Here is a 24,574-nt window from a genome sequence, read left to right as displayed (position 1 = left end):
AGGCAGGACGTGTTCGACTACATCGAAATGTTCTACAACCCGAAACGCAAGCACGCGCATAACGGCATGCTGTCGCCAATCGAATTCGAACGGCAGCAGAAACTGAACAACAAAGGCGTCTAAAAAACACGGGGCTATTCATACCTTGCTTGGGCTCGAACTTATCTTAAGCGCGGTGATGCACTACACAACTCAAAGCGCGGGGTCTGGGCACTTACGGAGTCTGGCTCCCGAATCTCAAATTTGAGCGCGACACAAGCGATCTACGATCAGGTGTCACTGGAAGAACGCGAGCGCGCACGCCTCAAGCGGCTAGCCGCCAAGGAAACAATTCAAGACGCCACCAAAGAAATCGAGATTATGGCTGATGCCGGCCCAGCTGCCGAAGCAGACTGGAAGTCAGCACTTCTAGCCGTTCTGGGCAAGATGACACCAGACGGGTTTGAGCGGCTAGCACAGCGCCTTTTGCGCGAGGCGGGCTTTACGAAGGTCGAAGTCCGCGGAAAGTCTGGGGACGGTGGAATCGACGGAGTCGGTGTGCTCCGCGTCAATCTCGTCTCATTCCAAGTTTATTTTCAATGTAAGCGCTGGAAAGGTAGCGTCGGCTCAAAAGAGATCCGTGACTTCAGAGGTGCTCTGCAGGGTCGCGCCGACAAAGGCCTCTTCATCACCACAGGGAACTTCACTAGTCAGGCCTCTGATGAAGCCACACGCGACGGCGCCATAGCAATCGATTTGATCGACGGAGATCGCCTTTGCGATTTGCTAAAGGAGAACCGGCTTGGGGTTTCAACCGAAATGATCGAGCGAATTTTCATACAGCCAGAATGGTTCGAAAGCGTTTAGCGAAAGTTCTTCGCAACTTGACCAACTTTACGGCTTTTCTGCAGAAAACGACTTTTGGTCTGAAAGGTCGTTTTTCCATTGCCTGTTTCTAGGCTTCGGTATGAACACTTCGCAGGTGCTTTGATAAACGGTTCGCCGCCCAGAACACGAATGCGCATTTAGCGGGCTACGCGGCACGCGACTCCATGTCGAAGAAGTGCGGCAAGACTTCTATGATTGTGCAATCTGAAAATCGGTAACGCGATCCGGCAGAACGGCAACGGACAAGATCAGGAAAACCAATCGCTTGCATAATGTGGGGCTGCATGTGGGGCTAACATCCAAGAGCGCCACTAATCTGTTGATTTTAAAAGATTAATGGCGGAGACGAAGGGATTCGAACCCTCGAGACGATTCCTCGCCTACTCCCTTAGCAGGGGAGCGCCTTCGACCACTCGGCCACGTCTCCGCCGACGGGTCTACATTTCTCGGGGGGCGGGCACAAGAGCAGATTGTCGCTTTGATGACAGTTTTTTCCGCCACCAAAGCGCGCCAAGTGGTTGTCAGGTAAAGATCAAGTCTGACTCGGTGACGGATAGCCCAGTTCCGACAAATTGGAGGGTGAGATCGCCAATTTCCATATACAAGATTTCAAGATACGCCCCCCCTGGCGGTGTGCCCACGTAGTCAACAGCGGCAACCACATAGGTCACGTCGTCTTCGAGATGCGCCATGTCGAGAAGCTTTATGCTGTCCTTGCCAGAAACGAAGTCAGTGATCAGCGCGGTTTCGTCACTCTCTTCAAAGACAAAGGTATCATACCCTGCCCCACCGGACAGCGTGTCATCCCCCGTGCCGCCGAACAGGACATCATTGCCCGCTTGTCCTTTCAGGAAATCGTTTCCGGCGCCGCCCTTGAGCCGATCGTCGCCATAGCCTGCAAAGAGCCGGTCATTCCCGTCCTCTCCCAGCAGCGTATCGGAACCACCATTCCCGCGCAGACGGTCGTTGCCACTACCCCCGTTCAGATAGTCGTCGCCGAAATCCGAGAATAGCTTGTCTGCGCCATCGTCTCCGAACAGGCGGGTTGTCTTGTCGCCGTACGCATAGCCTGCATAGAGGACGTCCTGTCCGTTCCCTCCGTGCAGCACGATGTTATCAGAGTTATAGCCACCGTAGATCGTATCGCTGCCTGCGCCTCCATACATCCGCTCGCCTTTGTCGCGCCATTCACCATAGAGCAGATCGTTGCCAGCGCCGCCGTTGACGACATCCGCGCCACGACCACCCGTCAAGGTGTCATCGCCGTCGCCGCCGCGCAGGGTATCCGCCCCGCGGCCCCCAAGCAGAGAGTCATCCCCCAAATAGCCATTCAGAACATCGGCGTGGTTTGCGCCGTAGAGGATGTCGTCCCCTGCCCCGCCATTGAGCGTATCTGCCCCCGCATTCCCAAACAGCGTGTCATCCCCGCCAAAGCCGTTGATCAGATCACGACCTTGCCCGCCGCTCATAAGATCATCTCCCCCCAAGAGCACTGCGGCGACTGCGAAGGTCCCACCAGACGCGTAGAGAGATTGAAGCTCTGTCAGGACCAGATCGGTCTGCTCGAATGCGGCCACCCAACCTTGGCCCGTCGCGCTGTCAAAGAACGTCAGCCCGTTGATGCGGGCATCAAACCATCCGGTATTCGTGCTGGTCGCCTCTAGGTTGGTGCCCAAGAACGAATATTGTTGCGTGCCACTGCTATAGGTGATCCGGTCGACATAATTCAGATCAAAGCTGGTTTCGCCGCCAGCATAGTATTCGTCATAGTAGTAGTCATAATACAGTTCCGAATAAGTCACGTCATAGATGACGCTGTCTTCCCCCAAGTATTGGGTCGATGACCATGACAGAAACTCTAAAAAGTCGTAGCCAGCAGGCATTGAGCCCGTTGAAAAATCCCAAATCGATTGCATTAAACGCTCCGCAGGTGATGAAAATAGGCCGATAGCAAAGATAAAAAGTATCCTTGCAACTCTTGCGCGAAATGATTGGGAAAAGAAGTGGGCAAATCATGCCCCAACAAAAAAGCGCGCCCGATGTGGACGCGCTTGGTGTTGCGAATTTTGGGCCAATCAGGCGTTGAACAGGAAGTGAAGAACGTCTCCGTCTTTGACTTCGTAAGTTTTGCCCTCAACGCGCATCTTGCCCGCCTCTTTGGCGCCGGTTTCGCCGTTGCCGGCGACGTAGTCACCAAAGGCGATGGTTTCTGCGCGGATAAAGCCACGCTCGAAATCGCCGTGGATGACGCCAGCGGCCTGCGGAGCCAACATGCCCTTGCGGATAGTCCAGGCACGCGCCTCTTTGGGGCCGACGGTGAAATAAGTCTGAAGGCCCAGCAGGTCATAGCCTGCACGGATCAAACGGTCCAGACCGGGCTCTTCGAGGCCCATCTCGCCTAGGAACATCTCGGCTTCGTCTTTGTCGAGCTGGCTGATCTCTTCTTCGATCTGCGCGCTGATGATGACGGTGCTCGCGCCCTGCTCGGCGGCCATCGCCTCGACCTTGGCGCTGAATTCGTTTCCGGTGCCCGCCGAACCTTCGTCTACGTTGCACACATAGAGGATGGGCTTCGACGTCAGCAGCTGAAGCATTTTCCAAGCTTTCTGATCATCTTCGTCCACCTCGACCGTGCGGGCGGGCTTGCCGTTCTCCAGCGCTTCGCTCGCCATTTTCAGCAGGCGCTCTTGGGCCACGGCCTCTTTGTCGCCGCCGCGGATTTTGCGGCTCAGGTTAGCCAGACGCTTCTCGATGCTTTCCATGTCGGCCAGCATGAGCTCTGTCTCGATCACTTCGGCGTCTGCAATGGGGTCAACACGGCCATCCACGTGGGTGATGTCGTCATCCTCGAAGCAGCGCAGAACCTGCGCGATCGCGTCGGTCTCACGGATGTTGGCCAGGAACTGGTTGCCCAGACCTTCGCCCTGCGATGCGCCTTTGACCAGACCCGCGATGTCCACAAAGGTCATGCGTGCGGGAATGATCTCTTTCGAGCCTGCGATGCTGGCCAGTTTGTCCAGACGTGCGTCGGGCACGGCCACTTCGCCCACGTTGGGCTCGATGGTGCAGAACGGAAAATTTGCAGCCTGCGCAGCCGCGGTCTTGGTCAGTGCGTTGAACAGAGTGGACTTACCGACGTTCGGCAGACCCACAATCCCCATCTTAAAGCCCATAATGCGGCGCTCCTTGTGCTTGATCGGGGGCATCTAGGGTCTGTTGGGGGGCTGGGTCAAGGGCGACCGTCCGCAATCGCCTCTCTCTGGCCGAGAGCCTGGTGGGTTCCACTCTGATCCTATGCCTCGCAGCGCGCCTTACAGGCCACTTTCCGCCATCTCGCACCTGCAGCCAAGTATGTAAGCCATAACCGCAATGACTCTGGCCCCTACCCCTTGTAATATTGAGTTTATTCCCCTCGCTGCAGAGCGGCATCTTTTTTACCAAATTTATATAGAGCAGTCATGGAAAGTACACTTATTCACCTGTGCAACGGGTTCATCAAAGAAGAATACTTCAGCCTTCTCGACACCGTCTCGCGTATCGATGATCGGCTCCTGTTAGTCTCGCTATGGTCTTTGACCGGCGGCATCGCGTTGATTGCGCTTGCGTTTTATTTTCGCGCGCGCTCGGTCCTATTGGTTGCGATTGTGGCCAGTCTGGGCTTCTGGGTCCTGCAAGGATCGCTGACCGTCCAACAAGCGCAATACGAGCCCCGTATGCGTCAGATCGAAGGTACCTGCTACGAGACCGCCCGCGGTCCGGCGATCACATGGGGTCTGGCTGCGGCGGACGAACTGAACGACGCCCCCAACCGGTCGATTGCCGACATGCCCTTCTCGAGCCGTGTCGCACAGACCACCTCGATCGTATCGCCCTACCTGCCCGTGGAAATCGGCCCCCTTGGCACTGCAATGGCCGACGAAGCGATGGCACTCCCGCACCTGCTGCAAATCGCGCTGGCCCTGCTGGGTCTCTTGTTCATGCGCCGCGCAAAGCAGCCTGAGCCTGCTCCTGCGCCTGTGGTCAACGTGACCAACACCCCCGCGCCCGTCACCGAGCGTCCTGCCCCCGCCAAGGACACTTCCGCGGCGCCCCAAGGTAAACCGCAGGCCGCCTAAGAAGGCCCGCGCTCCGGCATCCCTAGCGCTCTTCGGGCGGGATGCCGGACAGCTTTTTGCTGAAACTCTCTACATCCTCCGGCGTCCACTGGGACGTCACGCGCTCTGTGCTCGCCGGATGGAAGCCCAGCCCCAGCTTCTTTTGCGGTCGGTGGTTGGTTTTGGGCCGGATCGGACGCGGCACCAGACCACCCCCGCAGGTCGCACAGACATTATGCAGCACCTCTTCGACACATGTCGCGCAGTAGGTGAATTCATAGCTGCAGATCCGCGCCTCTAGACTATCGGGCGGCAGATCACAGCCGCACCATTCGCAATTCGGGCGCAATTCCAACATCATAATCTCCTTCAACCAATAGGATCAGATCAGCGCCGCACCCGCACCAGGTCAATCTGGAAGTGCGCGCCCTTGCCCGTCTAGCCGCCAAACTGCCACCGACAGCCCGCAATCAGGGCGTAGATGCTTGACCTTGCCCCCTGATCCGCGCAACACCTTCCCGAACCATTTACGGACGGGAAGAACATGACTCGGATCGACGCCAAATTTGCCGCACTCAAAGAGCAGAACAAGAAGGGCTTTGTTGCCTACATCATGGGTGGCGATCCCGATTACGACAAATCCCTTGCCGTGATGAAGGCTCTGCCCGCAGCCGGTGTGGACGTGATCGAACTGGGTGTGCCCTTTACCGATCCCATGGCCGACGGCCCGACCATCCAGCTCGCCGGTCAGCGCGCCCTTGCGGGCGGCATGACGCTGGAAAAGACCCTGCAGATGGCCCGCGACTTCCGTGCCGAAGACACCACAACGCCGATTGTTCTGATGGGCTACTACAACCCCATCTATAACCGCGGCGTGGACAAGTTTCTGGATGACGCGGTCGAGGCTGGCATCGACGGTCTGATCATCGTCGACCTGCCCCCCGAAGAGGATGACGAACTCTGCATTCCCGCGCAGGCCAAAGGCATCAACTTCATCCGCCTCGCGACCCCGACCACCGATGACAAGCGTCTGCCCAAGGTTCTACAGAACACCAGCGGCTTTGTTTATTACGTCTCGATCACAGGCATTACCGGCGCGGCCGAAGCAAACGCCGCCACCGTCGCCCCCGAGGTTGCGCGCATCAAATCGCAAACCGACCTGCCGATCATCGTCGGCTTTGGCGTCAAATCTCCCGAGACCGCGAAATCCATCGCAGGCATCGCTGACGGCACTGTCGTCGGCTCGGCCATCGTGAACCAGATCGCCGAGGGCAAATCGGTCGAGGACATCGCGTCCTTCGTCAAATCGCTGGCCGACGGCGCCCACGCCGCCTGATCCCATTCGATATCGCCTTCCAAAGGGCCCCGTCGCGGGCCCTTTTTTGGTGCCCTGAAACATCCGCTCACGCCATTATAATTAGGCGTGTCCGCGCGGCCCTCGTACCATCAGCCCATCGCATTGATGTATTCCGAGAAAGCCGATGACCGACGACACCTACATTGCCCGCGCCGACGAGATTGCCCAGATGGAAGGGCTGCACAAAGCCCACTTTCTGAACCCAAACGCACAGCGCGTGAACAAAAGCCTTGGTGATTTGACCGGCCTGACCGGCCTCGGCTTTCACATCATCGAGGTTGCCCCCGGCTGTGACACCACCGAATTCCACGTCCACCACCACGAGGACGAATGCGTCTACGTTTTGGACGGCACTGCCACCGCCCATATCGGCGAGGCCTCCCACCCCATCGGCCCCGGTGATTTCATCGGCTACCGCGCGGGCGGCCTGCCCCACGGGATCACCAACACGGGCGAGACGACCTTGCGCCTGATCGTTGTCGGCCAACGCCTGCCCCACGACGTCGGCGACTACCCTCACCAAAAGAAACGCATTTTCCGCAATGAGGGCCTGCCGTGGACCGTGGTGGATCACGAACACCTCACAGAACCCCACGCAGGCGCCAAGAAATAGCCTTGCCGCAAACCGCTCCGATTGGTAAAACTTCCATACCAATTGGAGCGATTTGTAATGCCTGTCATCACGTGCATCGACGATTTAAAGAAAATCCACGAACGCCGCGCCCCGCGCATGTTCTTCGATTACTGCGAAAGCGGCAGCTGGACCGAACAGACCTTCCGCGAGAACGTCACCGATTACGACAAGATCCGCCTGCGCCAGCGCGTGGCCGTGGACATGACGGGCCGCAGCCAGAAAACCCAGATTATCGGGCAGGACGCCACCATGCCCGTGGCCCTGTCTCCCGTCGGCCTGACCGGCATGCAGCACGCAGACGGCGAAATCCTTGCCGCCCGCGCCGCTGGTAAATTCGGCGTGCCCTACACCCTGTCCACCATGTCGATCTGCTCGATCGAGGATGTGGCCGAGAACACGGAAAAACCCTTCTGGTTCCAGCTCTACACCATGAAGGACATGGACTACACCACCCGCCTGATCGAACGGGCCAAGGCCGCCAAATGCTCGGCCCTAGTAATCACGCTCGACCTGCAGATCCTTGGCCAACGCCACAAGGACCTGAAGAACGGCCTCTCGGCCCCGCCCAAACTGACCCCGAAATCCATCGCGAACCTCGCCACCAAATGGGCGTGGGGCCTTGAGATGCTGCAGACCAAACGGCGCCACTTCGGCAACATCGTGGGTCATGCCAAAGGGGTCACCGACACCTCCTCCCTGTCCTCGTGGACGGCAGAGCAGTTTGATCCCGCCCTCGACTGGGGCAAGGTCGCCAAGCTGATGGAAATGTGGGGCGGCAAAGTCATCCTCAAGGGCATTCTGGATGTCGAGGACGCCAAGCGCGCCGCCGAACTAGAGCCCGATGCCATCGTCGTGTCGAACCATGGCGGCCGCCAGTTGGACGGCGCCCTCAGCTCAATCCGCATGCTGCGCCCCATCGTAGACGCGGTCGGGCACAAAACCGACGTGCATATCGACAGCGGAATCCGCTCGGGTCAGGATGTGCTCAAAGCCCTCGCGATGGGGGCCAAAGCGGCCCATATCGGCCGCGCCTACATCTATGGCCTCGGCGCCATGGGCGAAGCGGGCGTCAAAACCGCGCTTGATGTCATCCAAAAGGAATTGGACACCTCAATGGCGCTCTGCGGCCGCCAGACCATCGACCAGATCGACCCCTCGATCACCCTCATCCCCGAGGATTTCGAAGGCCGCTGGCACACCACCTAATAGCAAAAGCGCGCCTCGAAATCGGACGCGCCCCTCGCTTCTTTCTGCTTTGTAAAAATACTCACATCACGCCGCCCACCAGCGGCGTGACGCATTTCTAGCGTTCATCCGCGCCCAAACGCCCCCTGCGTGCGGTTTGCAAAGGCCACGAGCGACAGCATCACCGGCACCTCGACCAAAACCCCCACAACCGTCGCCAAGGCCGCGCCGCTGTTCAGCCCGAACAAACTGATCGCCACAGCCACCGCCAGCTCAAAGAAGTTCGACGTCCCGATCAGCGCACAAGGCGCCGCGATTTTATGCGGCACCTTCAGCGCATAGGCTGCCCCATAGGCCAACGCGAACATCCCGTAGCTCTGAATGAGGATCGGCACCGCAATCAATGCAATCACTGCCGGTCGGGCCAAGATCACCTCGCCCTGCAGACCAAACAAGATCACCACCGTCGCGATCAGCCCAACCATGGACAAGGGCTTCAGCCGCGCTGAAAACGCCTCGATCGCGGTATCGGATGCCAGAACCTTGCGCGTGATCATCCCTGCCACCAACGGCAAAACCACGTACAGAACCGTCGCCAGCACCAGCGTCTCCCATGGGACGACGATCTCGGTCACCCCCAGCAAGAACGCCACGATCGGCGCAAACGCCACAACCATGATCAAGTCATTCACCGACACTTGCACCAGCGTATAGGTCGCGTCCCCGCGCGTCAGTTGCGACCAGACAAAGACCATTGCGGTGCACGGCGCCGCCCCCAGAAGGATCAAGCCCGCCGTGTACTGCGCCGCATCCTCGGGCGAAATCAGGGGCGCAAAGACGACCTCAAAGAACAGAACGGCCAGCAACGCCATGGTAAACGGCTTGATCAGCCAATTGACCGCCAAGGTCACCAACAGCCCCTTCGGCTGCCGTGCCACACCAGCCACAGCGCCGAAATCCACGTTGACCATCATCGGATAGACCATGGCCCAGATCAGCACCGCGACCACAAGGTTGATCGAGGCCACCTCGGCCCCCGCAACCATCTGCACCAGTCCCGGTGCCATCACTCCGATCGCAATCCCGGCCACCATGGCCAGCGCGACCCAGACCGTCAGCAATCGCTCGAAAACACCCATAGCCTGCCCCTTTGACTTGTTATGGCGACACACACCACCGAAACGCTTCTTGCGCGGCCCATCCGGCCCGCGCCCTTTGTTCATCACAGGCAACCGGCGGACGCTAGACCAGATTTTCTGCCGAACGCGCCCCGATCCCGTCCACTGCCGATTGTAGCGCAACACGGTCCAGACGTTCGACCGGCAGGGCAACGAATGCTGAAATCCGGTGCTTCAGTGCGCCATATGCCTGCTGAAACGCCAGCGCCTTTTGCGCATCAGTTCCTTGGACCTTGACCGGATCAGGCATGCCCCAATGTCCGCTGATTGGCTGCCCCTCCCAGACGGGACATTCCTCGGCTGCAGCTTGATCGCAAACGGTAAAAACAAAATCCAGTTGCGGCGCATCGGGCCCCGCAAACTCGGCAAAATTTTTGGCGCGCAGAACCGACACATCGTGCCCCTTGTCCCGCAGCACCTGAACTGCAAACGGGTTCAATTCAGACGAAGGCCGCACCCCCGCCGAATACGCGTTGAACCTGTCGCCGCCCAAACTGCGCAGCAAAGACTCGGCAAAGATCGACCGCGCCGAATTTCCGACGCAGATAAAAAGAACAGTGTACTTGCGGTCCGTCATGATAGCTGTCCCATGCTATAGGCGTGCACATGGCACGGTTCTGGCAACAGCAGCACAAGAATGTAACACTTCTTGCACTCCCGCCGTCTGATCGGATCGGTCGGCGCACCCAAAGTCGCGCCTTAATCCTTTATTTCGGGAATAACCGAAATAATGAGCCGAACGCACATGAACTTTTCATGACAGTTCCATGACAGAAACGAAGCTCGCGCCTTAGCTCTCCCACGCGGGGTAGAACGGCTCGGCATAGAGCAGACGCTCCCCCTCGACCGGCAAAGCGGCTTGGAACGCGGGCCGTGCGCTGATCCGATCATACCACGCGGACAAGGCCGGAAACTCGGTCAACCGCGCAAAATGGCGAGACATGTAGACCGCCTGCCCCACGCTGACATCCGCAGCCGAGAACCCGCCGTCCAGCAAGTACGCCCGACCCTCCAAACGAGCCTCCAGCGCAGCATAGCATTTCTTCAGGCGGGCCGCCTCCAGCTTCATGATGATGGGCGACCGCATACTGTCCTCGTAGAGCATCACGTGCTGCTGAGTCAGCGCGGCCGAATGCTGACTCACCGTCTCGGAAAAGTGCACCCAGACCAGCCAGTCACGCCTCTCAGGATGACCCACAGGCCGTCCCATGGCGCTATCAGGATAGCTCTCGCACAGGTACTCGGTGATTGCGCCCGTCTCGAACATGGTGTCGCCGTCGATCTCCAGCGCGGGCACCCGCCCCGCTGGCGACATTGACAGAAAGGCGTCAGACCGCAAGCTCTTGTCGAACCCATGAGTCACAACCTCGAACGACACACCCAATTCATTCAGCAGCCAGAGCGTCCGCATCGAACGGGTTTGCGGGCAGTGGTGCAATCGGATCATGCGGCGTCCTCCTCACTCTCCTCAAGGCGGATCATTCCGACACCGGCCTCGATTTGGTCTCCTTCGCGGACCAAAACTTCTGCCACGACACCATCGCGCGGCGCGCAAAGTGTATGCTCCATTTTCATCGCCTCCAGCAGCGCCATGCGCATTCCGGCCGAGACGGGATCTCCTGCCTTGACGAGCACGCCTGAGACAACGCCGGGCATCGGCGCAATCACAAGACGTGCCTCATCTGCCCCATCAGAGGCCCGATTGAGCGGATCGTCTATTGCAAAAGTGTAGGTATGAGATGCGAAGACGGTGACACTCTCCCCCAGTGCCACCGTCTCGCCGATGCGGGCCCCTCCTGCCCGCCAATGACCCTCGCTGTCGCGCATCAGCGTGACCTGCTCCTCCCCCAGATCAACCGTAATCGCGCGAGGACCATTAATTTGCAGGCATACGGTCCACACTTTATCCCCTTGTGTCAACTGCACAAATCGACGAAATCGCGACCAAAGTGCGAAGCCCTGATGTGCAGTCGCAGCATTTTGCAACCCGATCGCAGAAATTGTAGCCAGTGCAACAACTTCCGGCGTTGCTGCAGGTGCATAATCCAGATCGTCCATGACTCGGGCGATCAACCCGGTGTCCACACGACCCTCTACAAAATCGCAATGCCCAGCCAGCGATTTCAGGAAGTCGAGATTCGTTACCGTTCCCGCAACCTGAGATTGCATCATGCCCCTACGTAAACGTGATAGCGCTATCGTGCGGTTGGGTCCGTGGCTGATCAGCTTTGCAATCATGGGATCGTAGTGCGGGCTGATCTCGTCGCCCTCGCGCACGCCACTATCAGCACGCAACTCCTGCGCAAAACGCAAACGGTCCAAACGGCCCGTCGCGGGCAAGAACCCGGCCGCCACATCTTCGGCATAGAGACGCACCTCGAACGCGTGCCCGTTGATCGACAGCTCCTCTTGTCGCGCGGGCAAGGGCTCTCCCATCGCGACGCGCAACTGCCACTCAACCAAGTCCACACCTGTGATCGCTTCGGTCACCGGATGCTCCACCTGCAGGCGCGTGTTCATCTCCATGAACCAGAACCGATCGGGCCGCAGCCCGTCCGAGCCGTCCACAATGAACTCCACCGTGCCCGCCCCGCGATACCCGATCGCCTTGGCGGCGCGCACAGCAGCAGCGCCCATCGCCTCACGCATCTCGTCCGTCATGCCGGGCGCAGGAGCCTCCTCGATAACCTTCTGATGGCGCCGCTGCAGCGAACAGTCCCGCTCGAACAGGTGCACTGCTTCGGCCCCGTCACCAAACACCTGCACTTCGATGTGCCGCGGACTGCTCACATATTTCTCGATCAGCACGGCATCGTTGCCAAAGGCCGTCCGCGCCTCGGCCCGCGCACTGGCCAACCCGTCGGCAAAGCCATCGGCGCTCTCGACCAAACGCATCCCCTTGCCGCCACCCCCGGCCACAGCCTTGATCAGGACCGGATAGCCGATCCGCCCAGCCTCCTCGGCCAGCAATCCGTCCGACTGATCCGCCCCATGATAGCCGGGCACCACAGGCACCCCCGCCTCGGCCATCAGCGCCTTGGCCGCATCCTTCAGCCCCATCGCCCGAATGGCCCCAGCGGTCGGCCCGACAAAAACCAAGCCCGCCGCTTCCACAGCCTCCACAAACTCCGCATTCTCGGACAGAAAGCCATAGCCCGGATGGATCGCCCCCGCGCCAGCCTCCAAAGCCGCCGCGATGATCCGATCCCCGAGCAAATAGCTGTCGGCGGGCGCGTTCCCGCCAATCCAGATCGCCTGATCTGCCATGGCCACATGGGCCGCATCCCGATCCGCATCGGAATAGACCGCCACCACGCGCAAGCCCATCGCCCGCGCCGTCCGAGCCACACGGCAAGCAATCTCTCCACGGTTCGCAATCAACACGCTGTCAAACATGACTTTCTCCCCTCGGCCGCTGCTTCATCTTGGCGAAAATACCCTGGGGGAGCGCCCATGGCGCGGGGGCAGCGCCCCGATCCCCCGCCCGCTCTCACATGCGGAACACGCCGAATTTGGTCTCTTCGATGGGCGCGTTCAGCGCTGCCCGCAGGCTCAGCGACAACACCGCCCGCGTCTTGCGCGGATCAATGATCCCGTCGTCCCACAGCCGCGCCGTGGCATAGAGCGGATGGCTCTGCCACTCGAACATCTCCAGCGTCGGCTGCTTGAAGGTCGCTTCCTCCTCGGCACTCCACGCTCCGCCAGCCCGCTCGATGGCATCCCGTTTCACCGTTGCCAAAACGCCAGCCGCCTGCGGCCCACCCATCACAGAAATCCGGCTATTGGGCCAGGTCCACAGGAACCGCGGCTGATAGGCCCGACCGGCCATCCCGTAGTTCCCCGCACCAAAGGACCCGCCCACCAGCATTGTGATCTTCGGCACCGAGGTGCTGGCAACAGCCGTCACCATCTTGGCCCCGTGCCGCGCGATCCCTTCGTTCTCGTACTTCCGGCCCACCATGAACCCCGTGATATTCTGCAAAAACACCAAGGGGATCTTCCGCTGCGAACACAGCTCGATGAAATGAGCGCCCTTTACGGCTGCCTCGGAAAACAGCACGCCATTGTTGGCGACGATCCCCACAGGGCACCCTTCCACATGGGCAAAGCCGGTGACCAAAGTCTCCCCGAACCGCGCCTTGAACTCGTCGAAGCGGCTGCCGTCCACCACCCGCGCGATCACTTCGCGAATGTCATAGGGGGTGCGCAAATCACCGGGCACCACGCCCAGAATTTCGTCCGGATCATAGGCGGGCTCCTCGGGCGCCGCCCAATCCACCGCCCCCGCAGGCGGGCAGTTCAGGTGCCGCCCCGCCTCTCGGGCCAAGGCCAAAGCGTGCGCGTCATCCTCGGCCAGATAGTCTGCCACGCCAGACAGGCGCGTATGCACATCGCCGCCGCCCAAATCCTCGGCACTCACAACCTCGCCCGTCGCGGCCTTCACCAGCGGCGGCCCAGCCAGAAAAATCGTCCCCTGCTCTTTGACGATGATCGACACATCCGACATCGCAGGCACATAGGCCCCGCCCGCCGTACAAGACCCCATCACCACCGCGATCTGAGGGATGCCCTTCGCGCTCATCCGCGCCTGATTATAGAAAATCCGGCCAAAGTGATCGCGGTCGGGAAAGACCTCGTCCTGATTGGGCAGGTTCGCACCGCCGCTATCCACCAGATAGACACAAGGCAGCCTGCATTCCTCGGCGATCTCTTGGGCCCGTAGGTGCTTTTTGACCGTCATCGGGTAATAGGTCCCGCCTTTCACGGTGGCGTCGTTGCAAACAACCATGACATCGCGCCCATGCACGCGCCCGATGCCTGCAACGACGCCTGCACAAGGAGCGGCTCCATCGTACAACCCATGCGCCGCCATTGCGCCAACTTCCAGAAAGGGTGAGCCTGCATCCAGCAGCGCCCCGACCCGATCCCGCGGCAGCATCTTGCCGCGGCTCAGATGCCGGTCACGCGCCTTCTCGCCGCCACCAGCTGCGGCCCATTCGGCCGCCTGTTGCACCTCGGCCAGCATCGCCTCATGGGCGGCCAGATTGGCTTTGTAAGTTTCCGATCCCGTCTGGACCTGACTTCTCAACCGCGCCATTGGCGCTCCTCCCTTGTTGTTTCTGAACAGGCCCGCTCTCCCCTTCGGACCTGCCGCAGTTTGGCGCTACTGGGTGTGACCCTCGCCCGCCAGATAGAGCGCTTGCTCAGCGGTCAGCCGCATCATGCATCCCGCATGGGCTGGTCCCGCGCCTGTCCCGTTGCTCCACTGGGACACCTCATAGAGGCACGTCCCATCCCGAAACCCGATCCAAGCCCGCTGCATGTCCCGCAACGCTCCGGCAACCGAAGGCACCTGCATGCCGGCCATATCCGTGTCAAATTGCTTGGAGGCCGTCATCACGCGCTGATATTCGCGGTTCAGCACCGTGTCCCACCACGCGAACTCCTCACCGATGCAGTAGTTCATCCCGTAGGTGCTCCACCCACCCTCGTTCTGATCCATGCACAGGCTCGCCGCGCTGCCCACACAGTCCTGCGATTTGCCCGAGGTCGCGTTGTCATAGCACTGCTGCACCAGCGCCTCGTGAAAGACGAATTCTTCGTCCGCTCCAGCTGCCGTCGCCACCAAGGCCAAAGCGATCATCCATCCGCGTGTCATATGCGTTGCTCCTGCGATACGGGGTCTATGCGTTCAACATACACGAGCTGCCCCCACAGCCCCGCGCCAAAGCGCCACTCGCGCCCCGAAGCGTTCCGGCAGACCACGCGGAGTTTGATCCAAGGCGCCTGCCCCGTCTCCGCATGACAATCCGTCAGCGCCGCACCGTCCCCTGCCTCTTGCAAATAGGCCGACGCGTAGCGCTCGATCACCTCGGTCTCGGTCAAGGTCGCCGAAATCCAGCCCAGCCGCAGGCCGATCACCGCAACGAGGGCCAGAAAAGCCCCCAGCACTGTGAATACGACCTGCCTCAAGCTCACTTCATGGTCCCCATCAGCTCGCGCCCGATCAGCATCCGGCGGATTTCACTGGTGCCCGCGCCGATCTCCATCAGCTTGGCGTCGCGGAACAGGCGGCTGACCACACTGTCATTCAGGAACCCCGCCCCGCCCATGGCCTGCACGGCCTGATGGGCCTGCTTCATCGCTTCTTCACTGGCATACAGAACGCAGGCCGCCGCATCCTGCCGCGTCACCTGCCCGCGATCACACGCCTTGGCGACCTCGTAGACATAGGCCCGCGCAGAGTTCATCGCGGTGTACATGTCGGCGATCTTGGCCTGCATCAGCTGGAAATTCCCGATAGACTGCCCGAACTGGGTGCGCTCGGCGAGATAAGGCATGATCTCATCGAGACAGGCCGCCATGATCCCCGTCCCGATCCCCGCCAGAACCACACGCTCATAGTCCAGACCGGACATGAGCACGCGCACGCCCTTGCCCTCTTCGCCAAGGACATTTTCGAAGGGCACTTCCACATCCTCGAAAATCAGCTCGGCGGTGTTGGACCCGCGCATCCCCAGCTTGTCGAAATGCTTGGAGGTCGAGAAGCCCCTGAACTCTTTCTCGACGATAAAGGCCGTGATCCCCTTGGACCCCGCCTCGGGATCCGTCTTGGCATAGACCACCAAGGTATCTGCGTCCGGCCCGTTGGTGATCCAATACTTGTTGCCGTTCAGCAGGTAATACCCGTTCCGCTTCTCGGCCCGCAGAGTCATCGAGACCACATCGGACCCCGCCCCCGCCTCGGACATGGCAAGAGCACCTACATGCTCCCCACTAATCAGCCGCGGCAGGTATTTCTTCTTCTGCTCCTCGGTCCCGTTCAACTTGATCTGGTTTACGCACAGGTTCGAATGCGCCCCATAGCTCAGCGACACAGACGCACTCGCCCGCGCAATCTCCTCGACCGCGATGGTATGCGCCAAATAGGACATCCCCGCCCCGCCATATTCCTCGGCCACAGTCACACCAAGCAGTCCGAGCTCCCCCATCTCGCGCCAGAGCTCGTTCGGAAAGGCATTCCCCTGATCAACTCCCGCCGCAATCGGCTTCACCCGCTCCTGCGCCCAGCGGTGAACCATCTCGCGCAGTGCGTTGACCTCTTCCCCCAGATCAAACGTCATCGAAGACATGAACATTGGCGATTCCTCCCAGATCAACCAAACCCCTTTATTGAACACTTGTTCATAAACAAAATCATGTCAACACCCCTGCTTTCATCTTGGCACAAATACCCCAAGGGAAGGCCCACCGGGCCGTGGGGGCAGCGCCAACATCCGCGCGCAGCGCGCTACAGAAAAAGAAAAAGGGGGCGCTGCCCCCTCTTGGCCGATGGCCAATTCACCCCCGGAGTATTTCGGACAAAGCAGAAAGGTGAGGGTTATTTCGCCTGATATAGGATCGAGACCTCTTCGCGGATGATGCGCGAAATGAGGTCGCAGTCTGCCAAGCTGAAGGTCAGAGGCAGGCGCATATCGACCAGACCCGCAAGTATGCGGTCGGTGAGGGGTAATTTGTCAGAGGTGAAATATTTCCAACTGTCGTAACGACTGGTGAAAGCGATGGGCTCTGCCTTGCCGAACCATTTGAGTTCGACGCCTCGTTTGGCGCAACGCAATAGCAGGTCCGTGATTTTCTCCGCGGGCCACTCTGGCAGCAGAAACTGGATCGAGGACCCAACTTGCACCGCATCGGCGTGGTGACGGATGGTCCGCAGGCCGGGGCAGTTCGACAGGCCCACTTCCACGCGCGCGTAGCGAGTGTTCCAGCCGTTGATCCTGTCTTGCAGGGTCGCGATCTGCGGGCGCAGGATCGCCGCGCGAAGATTGTCCATCCGGCCCGAGATATTGGGAGTCACGTATTTGACCCGTTCAAAGACCTCGGGCGGTGGGGCAGCGCGGTGGCGTTCGTAGAGCATGTAAGAGCCCGACAGAATGATCGCGCGGGCCATGGTTTCGGCGTCATCGGTGACCAGAAAGCCACCTTCGCCAGAGTTCATATGCTTGTAGGTCTGGGTGGAGTAGCAGCCGATCAAGCCATGGCGCCCGCTTTGGATGCCTTTGAAGGTCGCGCCCATGGTGTGGGCGCAATCCTCGATCACGGTGATGCAGTGGGCGGTGCAAATCGCCATCAGCCGGTCCATGTCGCAGATATGGCCGCGCATGTGGCTGAGGAGCAGATACTTTGACTGGCCCGTTGCGGCCTTGGTTTCCAGATGGTCGAGGTCGATCACCAGATCCTCGGTCACTTCGACCAGATCGGGGATGCCTCCGACCGAGGCAATCGCCCCTGGCACCGGCGCCAGAGTGAAGGCGTTGGTCAGAACGCGGTCACCGTGCTGGACCCCTGCCGCACGCAGGGCCGCGCCGATGGCGTAGCCACCGGATGCCACGGCCAGAGCGTATTTCGCCCCGGTCAGCGCCGCGAATTCCTCTTCCAAAAGAGCAGTATGGGAAATTTCCCCTGCAGCGGTGTTGTAGCGGTGCAAACGCCCGTGGCGCATTACCTCGACTGCGGCAGCGATACCCTCGTCGCAGATGGGCTCTTGCTGGGTGAAGGAACCTGTGAAGACCTCGGTCATGCGGCCCTCGGGATCAGGCGGTCCACGACAGCATCAAGTTCATCATAGTGGCCGATCAGTGCTTCTGGGTTCAGATCTGCCACCGTCGGACCATTCGGGCCAAAGGTCACCAGAACCACCGGAATCCCCAAATTTGCCGCACATTGGCGGTCTGTGTTTGTGTCCCCGATCAGGACCGCGCGGTTGATGGCCCCGCCCGCCCCCTCGATCGCAGCGCGCAAGGGCGCAGGGTCAGGTTTGCGCACCGGCAGCGTGTCCGCGCCAATCAGATGATCGAACGCCCCGCGCACACCAAGCCGCGTCAGCAGCGTCTCTGCCAGTCCTTCGGGCTTGTTCGTACAGATGGTCACACGGTCGCCCGCCGCGCGGAACCGCTCGACCGCGTCCATCGCGCCATCGTAAAGCGTTGTGAAAACGTCGATCCGGTCCGCGTATGCCTGCAAAAGCAGCGGGTACTGCCGGCTGACTTCGTCTTCGTCACCGGCACGGCCCAAACGCTCTAGCCCTAGCCGCAGCATAGCGCGGCCGCCGTGAAATGCTGTGGACTGATCTAGCGCTGGGTCCAGTTGCGCCCCTACCCCCATGTGTTCAAAGCAGAAATTCGCGGCTGCGATCAGATCGCCGCTTGTATCGGCCAAGGTGCCATCCAGATCAAAAACGATTGTACGCATCGGGCAAAGTCTCCTGTCGGCGGCACCTTGCCGCCCTTTGACATGGTTCGCAATGAACTTTGATGAGAACCTGACTTGCGTCGGAGTATCATGCGGGTACAACGCAAAAAGAATTTGTATTTACAGGATGAATTATGTCCACCGCACTGATTGTTCTGGCAGCCGGCCAAGGCAGCCGCATGAACTCTGACCTTCCGAAAGTCCTTCATCAGGTCGCGGGCGCTCCTCTTTTAGTCCATGCGATGAAGTCCGGCGCAGCTTTGGCGCCCGAGCGGCAGGTGGTTGTTGTGGGCCACGGCGGCGCACAGGTGGCCGAGGCGGCCCGCCGCTGGGATGACGAGATCCAGATTGCCGAACAGACCGAACAGCTCGGCACCGCCCACGCGGTCGCCCAAGCCCGCCCCGCGCTAGAGGGCTTCACCGGTGACGCCATCGTTCTGTACGGCGACACCCCCTTTATCAGCCCCGACACCATCGAACAGATGGTGCAGGCCCGCAGCGCCCATGACGTGGTGATCTTGGGGTTCGAGGCGGCCGATCCCGGCCGCTACGGACGCCTTGTGATGAACGGCGACAAGCTAGAGCGCATCGTCGAATTCAAGGACGCGACCGAGGCCGAGCGCGCCATCACCCTGTGCAACAGCGGCGTGGTCTGCGCCAAGGCCGAGGTACTGTTTGACCTGATCGACAAGGTCGGCAACGACAACGCCTCGGGCGAATACTACCTGACCGACATCGTGGGTCTGGCGTGGGACACGGGCCGCAGCGCCACAGCAGTCACTTGCGCGGAATCCGAGACCATGGGCGTCAACACCCGCGCCCAACTGGCCGAGGCCGAAGCCGAATTCCAGTCGAAAATGCGGGCCGAAATGCTGGACAACGGCATCACCATGACCGCGCCCGAAACCGTGTTCTTTGCCCACGACACCATCGTGGGCCGCGACACCATCATCGAACCCAACGTGGTCTTTGGCCCCGAGGTGACCGTTGAATCCGGCGCAACCATCCGCGCGTTCAGCCACCTAGAGGGCTGCCATGTCAGCCGCGGCGCGATCATCGGCCCCTACGCCCGCCTGCGCCCTGGCGCGGAAATCAGCGAACACGCCCATATCGGCAACTTTGTTGAGGTGAAAAACGCCATGATCGGCGAAGGCGCCAAGGCCAACCACCTGACCTATATCGGCGACGCCACCATCGGCAAAGGCACCAACATCGGCGCAGGCACCATCACCTGCAACTATGACGGCTTCTTCAAGCATCACACCGAGATCGGCGAAAACGCCTTTATCGGGTCCAGCACCATGCTGGTGGCCCCCGTCCGCGTGGGCCATGGCGCGATGACCGGCTCCGGCTCTGTCGTCACCACGGATGTGGAGGACGGTGCCCTGGCCCTTGGCCGCGCCAAACAGGTGAACAAACCCAAAATGGCGTTCAAGCTCATGGATATGCTGCGCGCCAAAAAGGCAGCCGCCAAGAAGGAGACCAACTGATGTGCGGAATCGTCGGAGTTCTTGGCAATCACGAAGTTGCCCCCATTCTGGTCGAGGCGCTGCGCCGTCTCGAATACCGCGGCTATGACAGCGCGGGCATCGCGACCGTCAACAATGGCGAACTGCGCCGCCGCCGCGCGGTCGGCAAGCTGGTCAACCTGTCGGATTTGTTGGTCCACGAACCCCTGACCGGCAAGGCGGGCATCGGTCACACCCGTTGGGCCACCCATGGCGCGCCCTCGGTCGTGAACGCCCACCCCCACCGCTCGGGCCCCGTGGCGGTTGTCCACAACGGCATCATCGAGAATTTCCGCGAATTGCGTCTGGAACTCTCGGCGCACGGCATCGTCTGCGAGACGGAAACCGACACCGAAACCATCGCGCACCTCGTGCGCATGTACATGGATCAGGGCCAGTCCCCGCGCGAGGCTGCGGCCAGCACCATCGCCCGCCTCGAAGGCGCGTTCGCCCTCTGCCTGCTCTTCGAAGGCGAAGAGGACCTGTTGATCTGCGCCCGCCTCGGCTCACCTCTGGCCATCGGCCACGGGGATGGCGAGATGTTCGTCGGCTCGGACGCGATCGCGCTGGGTCCGATGACCAACCGCATCACCTATCTCGAAGAGGGCGATTGGGCCGTCGTCACCCGCGCTGGCGCCGAAATCCGCGATGCGAGCGGCCAGCAGGTCCACCGCGAAACCCGCACCATTTCCATGGACAGCGCCCGCGTGGACAAGGGCGGCCACAAGCACTTCATGGCCAAGGAAATCGCCGAACAGCCCATCGTCATCGGCGACGCCCTGACCCACTACCTGACCACCGACGGCACCGACATTGTCCTGCCAGAGATCGACTTTACCGCCATGTCACGCATGACCATGGTAGCTTGCGGCACCGCCTATTACGCCTGTGTCACCGCCAAATACTGGTTCGAACAGCTGGCCCAACTGCCCTGCGAAATCGACATCGCGTCCGAGTTCCGCTACCGCGAACCCCCGATGCCCGCAGGCAGCGCGGCCCTGTTCGTCAGCCAGTCGGGCGAAACCGCCGACACCCTCGCCGCACTGCGCTATTGCAAGGGCAAGGCAGACACCATTCTGTCGGTCGTCAACGTCCCCGAAAGCTCGATCGCGCGGGAATCCGACGTGGCTCTGCCCATCCTCGCGGGCACCGAAATCGGCGTCGCCTCGACCAAGGCGTTCACCTGCCAGCTGACCGTTCTGCTCCTGCTCGCCCTGCGGGCTGGCCACCAGCGCGGCCACATCAGCGACGCAGAGCTTGGCACCCACCTGAACAACCTGCGCGCATTGCCCGGCGTCCTGAACCACGCCTTGAACCAGACCAATGGCTTCGAAGAGGTCTCTGCCGAATTGGCCGAGGCGACCGATATCCTCTTCCTTGGCCGTGGCCTGATGTTCCCGCTGGCGATGGAAGGCGCGCTAAAGCTCAAGGAAATCAGCTACATCCACGCCGAAGCCTATGCCTCGGGCGAACTGAAACACGGCCCCATCGCGCTGATCGACCAGACAGTGCCCGTGGTGGTGCTGGCCCCGCGCGACAGCCTCTTCGACAAGACCGTCTCGAACATGCAAGAGGTCATGGCCCGCAACGGCCGCGTCCTGCTGATCACCGACAAAAAGGGCATCGAAGAAGCACAGGACGGCACTTGGCGCACCATCGCCATGCCCGACGTGGACCCCGTGCTGACCCCGATCCTGTATGCCCTGCCCGCGCAGCTCTTGGCCTACCACACCGCCATCGCCAAGGGCACAGACGTCGACCAACCCCGCAACCTCGCGAAATCGGTCACTGTCGAATAACCCCGCGCTGGACCCGCAACAGGGTCCGGCCTACGGGTAATCCCGCGCTGCTTTGGCCTTTGCGATCGCCTTGCCGAATGAACTTTTCTTGGCTTTGGCGGTCGCCGTCCACTCATAGGTGTGACTGCCCCCGGGCGGGCACGGCGACTTGTAGGTAAACGCCCCCGGCGCAATCTGCGACTGCCCCGTATAGGCCACCCAGCCGCCCCCATGTTTGTAGGACGGCACATCCTTGTCCACGAGCTTAAAGTGAATCCACGTGGTCCCCGCAGGCACATCCTTCAGGTCGAACACCGGATTGGGCACCGTATTCGGCCGCCCCGTCGTGCAGGACGGGATCCCGCCCCAATCAAAACTGAATGAAAACTCCGCCGCCGCAGCGGTTCCGGACACACTGGCCACAACAACAGCCAGCGCACGCAGCACCTTTGATCTGTCCATCTCTGACGTCCTTATAAAAACGATTCAGACATATCCCGGTGCCGACAGCCTACAGCCACTTTGCAAATTCACCAAACAGACAAAAGGCCCCGCAGTTCGCGCTGCCAGGGCCTTCTTTTTGCTGAAAATACTCAAATCCCGTCAGCGGGTATAAATCTCGACCTCGGGCAAGGATGTCAGACCCAACCCAAGCAGACGCAAAGCCGAAAGCGAAATCTGCGCCGACCCCGATCCGTCCAGCGGCCGCAGGTCCACCAGCACATTCGCGCCATCCTTCAGCTTCACCGTCCCCGGCCGGGTCGAAGAGACAAGGCTCGTCTTCACCCAGATTCCCGCCTCTTGCGGATCCCCCAAGGACACGGTCTGCGTTCCCAGATACTGGCCCTTGCTGGCGGTCTGGCCGGACCCGACCGCAGCCGCCTTTTGCGCGGGGGTGGCGGTGTCATAATCCGCCGCCGTCCGCGCGTTCGCAGGCGGAGAGATCACGCTGGTCGCCACGCTCGGCGCAGGCTGGATGGCGCTGCCTGCGACGGTCTGCATCGGCGCGTCATTCTGGATTTGCGCGTCCAGTTCCTGCCCGCGGCGCAGGGGATTGAAATCGCCCACACGATCTTTGACTCCAGCAAACTGCTCAGAGGTACAGCCCGCAAGCAGCACACCTGCAATGGCGCTCATCAAAAACTTGTTCATTCTGCTCTCCACCTCTCGACATTATATTCTGTTATTCTGGCAACCAATTGTCTTGCCCAACCAGCAGGCCACCCCTAGGTTCTACGCTTATGACAGCACCACTGATAGACCCATTCCAGCGCGCGATCTCTTACCTGCGGGTTTCCGTCACGGACCGTTGCGATTTCCGCTGCGTGTACTGCATGGCCGAGAATATGACCTTTCTGCCCAAGAAAGAACTCCTCACGCTCGAGGAATTGGACAGACTGTGTTCCACATTCGTCCGTCTCGGGGTCGAAAAGCTGCGCATCACCGGCGGAGAACCGCTGGTCCGGCGCGACATCATGAAGTTCTTTAACAGCATGTCCCGCCACCTCGAGTCGGGCGCGCTCAAGGAACTGACCCTAACCACCAACGGCTCGCAGCTGGAACGGTTCGCAGATGACCTATACGCCGCTGGCGTGCGCCGCGTGAATGTCTCGCTTGATACGCTGGACGAACAGAAATTCGCGGATGTGACCCGCTGGGGCCGCCTGCCCCAAGTGCTGCGCGGCATTGATGCGGCGCAAAAGGCCGGCCTGCGGGTCAAGCTGAACGCCGTCGCGCTCAAGGGCTTTAACGAGCCCGAACTGTTCGACATCGTCGAATGGTGCGCCAGCCGCGACATGGACCTCACATGGATCGAGGTTATGCCCATGGGCGATCTCGGGAACGAGGACCGCCTTGACCAATACTGGTCACTCAAGGACCTGCGCCGCCAGCTGGCCGAACGCTACACTCTGACCGACCTGACCGAACGCACCGGCGGCCCCGCCCGCTATGTCCGGATCGAGGAAACCGGCCAGAAAATCGGCTTCATCACCCCTCTGACCCATAACTTCTGCGAAAGCTGCAACCGTGTGCGCCTGACCTGCACCGGCGAATTGTTCATGTGTCTGGGCCAAGAGGACCGCGCCGACCTGCGCGCGCCTCTGCGGATGTCCGACAACGACGCGCTCTTGGAAAACGCGATCCGCGACGCCATCAAGCTCAAGCCCAAGGGCCACGACTTCGACTACTCCCGCCAGACCGTCGCGGGCCAGATGACCCGCCACATGAGTCATACCGGTGGCTGACTGGACCAAACCGCTCAGCGCCCGCTGTCATTGCGGCGCCGTGCGGTTTACCGTCCAACTTGCGGACGGGCTCAGCACGGCCCGCCGCTGCGACTGCTCGTTCTGCGCCATGCGCGGCGCGGTCGCCCTGACCGCCCCGCTGGATGGGATCACCATCACCACAGGCGCCGAGGATCTGACCCTCTATACCTTCAACACGGGCACGGCGCAGCACTACTTCTGCAAGCATTGCGGCATCTACACCCACCACCAGCGCCGTTCGAACCCCAACGAATACGGGGTGAACGCCGCCTGCATCGACGGCCTCAGCCCCTTTGATTTCCCAGAGGTCCCCGTGTCCAACGGCCAGCAGCATCCCTCTGACAGCCGCAGCGCGTCGCCCCTCGCTGGCCTCCTACGCTTCTCGCGCAGCTGAACCCACCGCCCCACGCGGCCTCATTTCCCAGAAAAACTACACCAAAGATACCTTCGGCCG

At 60.7% G+C, this 24,574-nt stretch carries 24 protein-coding genes, 1 tRNA gene and 2 pseudogenes; 11 read left to right on the top strand and 16 right to left on the bottom strand.

Annotated elements, in window-relative coordinates; genetic code table 11:
- The 3 genes and pseudogenes from N4A58_RS06660 to N4A58_RS06655 form a co-directional block, all read left to right on the top strand.
- On the top strand, nt 1–123 hold a 123-nt coding region (locus tag N4A58_RS06660; RefSeq protein ID WP_293708474.1), incomplete at its 5' end, for an IS3 family transposase.
- A 27-nt stretch (nt 124–150) separates the two neighbouring features.
- Nucleotides 151–225, top strand: a pseudogene (locus tag N4A58_RS20915) (hypothetical protein); the annotation flags it as partial.
- Between the two features lie 18 nt (nt 226–243).
- Nucleotides 244–846: a restriction endonuclease gene (locus N4A58_RS06655; RefSeq protein WP_293708473.1), complete on the top strand. Its 603-nt coding sequence runs from the start codon at nt 244–246 to the stop codon at nt 844–846.
- A 358-nt stretch (nt 847–1,204) separates the two neighbouring features.
- Here the strand turns inward: N4A58_RS06655 and N4A58_RS06650 are convergent.
- From N4A58_RS06650 to ychF, 3 genes are all read right to left on the bottom strand, one after another.
- Nucleotides 1,205–1,294 (bottom strand) — tRNA-Ser (locus N4A58_RS06650).
- A gap of 94 nt (nt 1,295–1,388) precedes the next feature.
- Nucleotides 1,389–2,783, bottom strand: coding sequence for a calcium-binding protein (locus N4A58_RS06645; protein ID WP_293708472.1), 1,395 nt, complete (start codon nt 2,781–2,783; stop codon nt 1,389–1,391).
- A 159-nt stretch (nt 2,784–2,942) separates the two neighbouring features.
- Nucleotides 2,943–4,040, bottom strand: coding sequence for a redox-regulated ATPase YchF (gene ychF, locus N4A58_RS06640; protein WP_293708477.1), 1,098 nt, complete (start codon nt 4,038–4,040; stop codon nt 2,943–2,945).
- 285 nt (nt 4,041–4,325) lie between these two features.
- Here ychF and N4A58_RS06635 point away from each other — a divergent pair, with 285 nt between their 5' ends.
- On the top strand, nt 4,326–4,982 hold the full coding sequence (locus N4A58_RS06635; protein WP_293708471.1) for a hypothetical protein: 657 nt from the start codon (nt 4,326–4,328) through the stop codon (nt 4,980–4,982).
- 22 nt (nt 4,983–5,004) lie between these two features.
- Here the strand turns inward: N4A58_RS06635 and N4A58_RS06630 are convergent, their stop codons facing one another.
- Complete coding sequence (locus N4A58_RS06630) at nt 5,005–5,319, bottom strand: DUF1272 domain-containing protein (RefSeq protein ID WP_293708470.1); 315 nt, start codon at nt 5,317–5,319, stop codon at nt 5,005–5,007.
- A gap of 186 nt (nt 5,320–5,505) precedes the next feature.
- Between N4A58_RS06630 and trpA the strand changes: the two genes are divergently transcribed.
- From trpA to N4A58_RS06615, 3 genes are all read left to right on the top strand, one after another.
- Entirely contained in the window at nt 5,506–6,297 is a 792-nt protein-coding gene (gene trpA, locus N4A58_RS06625; protein WP_293708469.1) for a tryptophan synthase subunit alpha, read from the top strand.
- Between the two features lie 145 nt (nt 6,298–6,442).
- The gene (locus N4A58_RS06620) at nt 6,443–6,931 is read left to right on the top strand and encodes a cupin domain-containing protein (RefSeq protein ID WP_293708468.1); all 489 of its coding nucleotides are present in this window, start codon (nt 6,443–6,445) and stop codon (nt 6,929–6,931) included.
- Between the two features lie 57 nt (nt 6,932–6,988).
- Nucleotides 6,989–8,158 (top strand): alpha-hydroxy acid oxidase, encoded by a 1,170-nt coding sequence (locus N4A58_RS06615; RefSeq protein ID WP_293708467.1) that lies wholly within the window; start codon nt 6,989–6,991, stop codon nt 8,156–8,158.
- Nucleotides 8,159–8,262: 104 nt separating this feature from the next.
- Here N4A58_RS06615 and arsB read toward each other — a convergent pair whose 3' ends face one another.
- The 10 genes and pseudogenes from arsB to N4A58_RS06565 all read right to left on the bottom strand — a co-directional run bounded on the left by arsB (nt 8,263) and on the right by N4A58_RS06565 (nt 18,567).
- On the bottom strand, nt 8,263–9,276 hold the full coding sequence (arsB, locus tag N4A58_RS06610) for an ACR3 family arsenite efflux transporter (protein WP_293708466.1): 1,014 nt from the start codon (nt 9,274–9,276) through the stop codon (nt 8,263–8,265).
- Nucleotides 9,277–9,379: 103 nt separating this feature from the next.
- Nucleotides 9,380–9,892 (bottom strand): annotated as a pseudogene (locus N4A58_RS06605) (arsenate reductase ArsC); the annotation flags it as partial.
- A gap of 213 nt (nt 9,893–10,105) precedes the next feature.
- Nucleotides 10,106–10,762, bottom strand: a complete 657-nt coding sequence (locus tag N4A58_RS06600; protein WP_293708465.1) for a glutathione S-transferase family protein — start codon at nt 10,760–10,762, stop codon at nt 10,106–10,108.
- Nucleotides 10,759–12,711 carry a biotin carboxylase N-terminal domain-containing protein gene (locus N4A58_RS06595; RefSeq protein ID WP_293708464.1) on the bottom strand — a complete coding sequence of 651 codons (1,953 nt, stop codon included), beginning with the start codon at nt 12,709–12,711 and terminating at the stop codon, nt 10,759–10,761. Before N4A58_RS06595 ends, N4A58_RS06600 begins: the two co-directional genes overlap by 4 nt.
- Before the next feature lie 94 nt (nt 12,712–12,805).
- Nucleotides 12,806–14,413: a carboxyl transferase domain-containing protein gene (locus tag N4A58_RS06590; RefSeq protein ID WP_293708463.1), complete on the bottom strand. Its 1,608-nt coding sequence runs from the start codon at nt 14,411–14,413 to the stop codon at nt 12,806–12,808.
- Nucleotides 14,414–14,479: 66 nt separating this feature from the next.
- Nucleotides 14,480–14,974 carry a lysozyme inhibitor LprI family protein gene (locus tag N4A58_RS06585; RefSeq protein WP_293708462.1) on the bottom strand — a complete coding sequence of 165 codons (495 nt, stop codon included), beginning with the start codon at nt 14,972–14,974 and terminating at the stop codon, nt 14,480–14,482.
- A complete protein-coding gene (locus N4A58_RS06580) occupies nt 14,971–15,294 on the bottom strand; it encodes a hypothetical protein (protein WP_293708461.1) in 324 nt (107 codons plus the stop codon). Before N4A58_RS06580 ends, N4A58_RS06585 begins: the two co-directional genes overlap by 4 nt.
- Nucleotides 15,291–16,454, bottom strand: a complete 1,164-nt coding sequence (locus N4A58_RS06575; RefSeq protein WP_293708460.1) for an isovaleryl-CoA dehydrogenase — start codon at nt 16,452–16,454, stop codon at nt 15,291–15,293. Before N4A58_RS06575 ends, N4A58_RS06580 begins: the two co-directional genes overlap by 4 nt.
- A 242-nt stretch (nt 16,455–16,696) precedes the next feature.
- The gene (locus tag N4A58_RS06570; RefSeq protein WP_293708459.1) at nt 16,697–17,896 is read right to left on the bottom strand and encodes a DegT/DnrJ/EryC1/StrS family aminotransferase; all 1,200 of its coding nucleotides are present in this window, start codon (nt 17,894–17,896) and stop codon (nt 16,697–16,699) included.
- Nucleotides 17,893–18,567, bottom strand: coding sequence for an HAD-IA family hydrolase (locus N4A58_RS06565; RefSeq protein WP_293708458.1), 675 nt, complete (start codon nt 18,565–18,567; stop codon nt 17,893–17,895). The genes N4A58_RS06570 and N4A58_RS06565 overlap by 4 nt, the downstream gene beginning before the upstream one ends.
- Before the next feature lie 134 nt (nt 18,568–18,701).
- Here N4A58_RS06565 and glmU point away from each other — a divergent pair, with 134 nt between their 5' ends.
- Both glmU and glmS read left to right on the top strand, forming a co-directional pair.
- On the top strand, nt 18,702–20,057 hold the full coding sequence (gene glmU, locus N4A58_RS06560; protein ID WP_293708457.1) for a bifunctional UDP-N-acetylglucosamine diphosphorylase/glucosamine-1-phosphate N-acetyltransferase GlmU: 1,356 nt from the start codon (nt 18,702–18,704) through the stop codon (nt 20,055–20,057).
- The gene (gene glmS / locus N4A58_RS06555; protein WP_072705881.1) at nt 20,057–21,874 is read left to right on the top strand and encodes a glutamine--fructose-6-phosphate transaminase (isomerizing); all 1,818 of its coding nucleotides are present in this window, start codon (nt 20,057–20,059) and stop codon (nt 21,872–21,874) included. Before glmU ends, glmS begins: the two co-directional genes overlap by 1 nt.
- 30 nt (nt 21,875–21,904) lie before the next feature.
- Here glmS and N4A58_RS06550 read toward each other — a convergent pair whose 3' ends face one another.
- Together N4A58_RS06550 and N4A58_RS06545 are read right to left on the bottom strand one after the other, a co-directional pair.
- Nucleotides 21,905–22,315: a hypothetical protein gene (locus tag N4A58_RS06550; RefSeq protein ID WP_293708456.1), complete on the bottom strand. Its 411-nt coding sequence runs from the start codon at nt 22,313–22,315 to the stop codon at nt 21,905–21,907.
- Between the two features lie 141 nt (nt 22,316–22,456).
- Nucleotides 22,457–23,005: a hypothetical protein gene (locus N4A58_RS06545; protein ID WP_293708455.1), complete on the bottom strand. Its 549-nt coding sequence runs from the start codon at nt 23,003–23,005 to the stop codon at nt 22,457–22,459.
- 89 nt (nt 23,006–23,094) lie between these two features.
- On the opposite strand from N4A58_RS06545, the gene moaA reads away from it, so the two are divergent.
- Together moaA and N4A58_RS06535 are read left to right on the top strand one after the other, a co-directional pair.
- Nucleotides 23,095–24,099, top strand: coding sequence for a GTP 3',8-cyclase MoaA (gene moaA / locus N4A58_RS06540; protein ID WP_072705879.1), 1,005 nt, complete (start codon nt 23,095–23,097; stop codon nt 24,097–24,099).
- Complete coding sequence (locus tag N4A58_RS06535) at nt 24,092–24,514, top strand: GFA family protein (protein ID WP_293708454.1); 423 nt, start codon at nt 24,092–24,094, stop codon at nt 24,512–24,514. The genes moaA and N4A58_RS06535 overlap by 8 nt, the downstream gene beginning before the upstream one ends.
- Nucleotides 24,515–24,574 lie beyond the last annotated feature (60 nt).

Source organism: Donghicola sp. (assembly GCF_025210255.1).
Classification (GTDB): Bacteria; Pseudomonadota; Alphaproteobacteria; order Rhodobacterales; family Rhodobacteraceae; genus Donghicola; species Donghicola eburneus.
The sequence above is the reverse complement of the archived record's forward strand: the minus strand, read 5'-3'. Positions and strand labels throughout refer to the sequence as shown.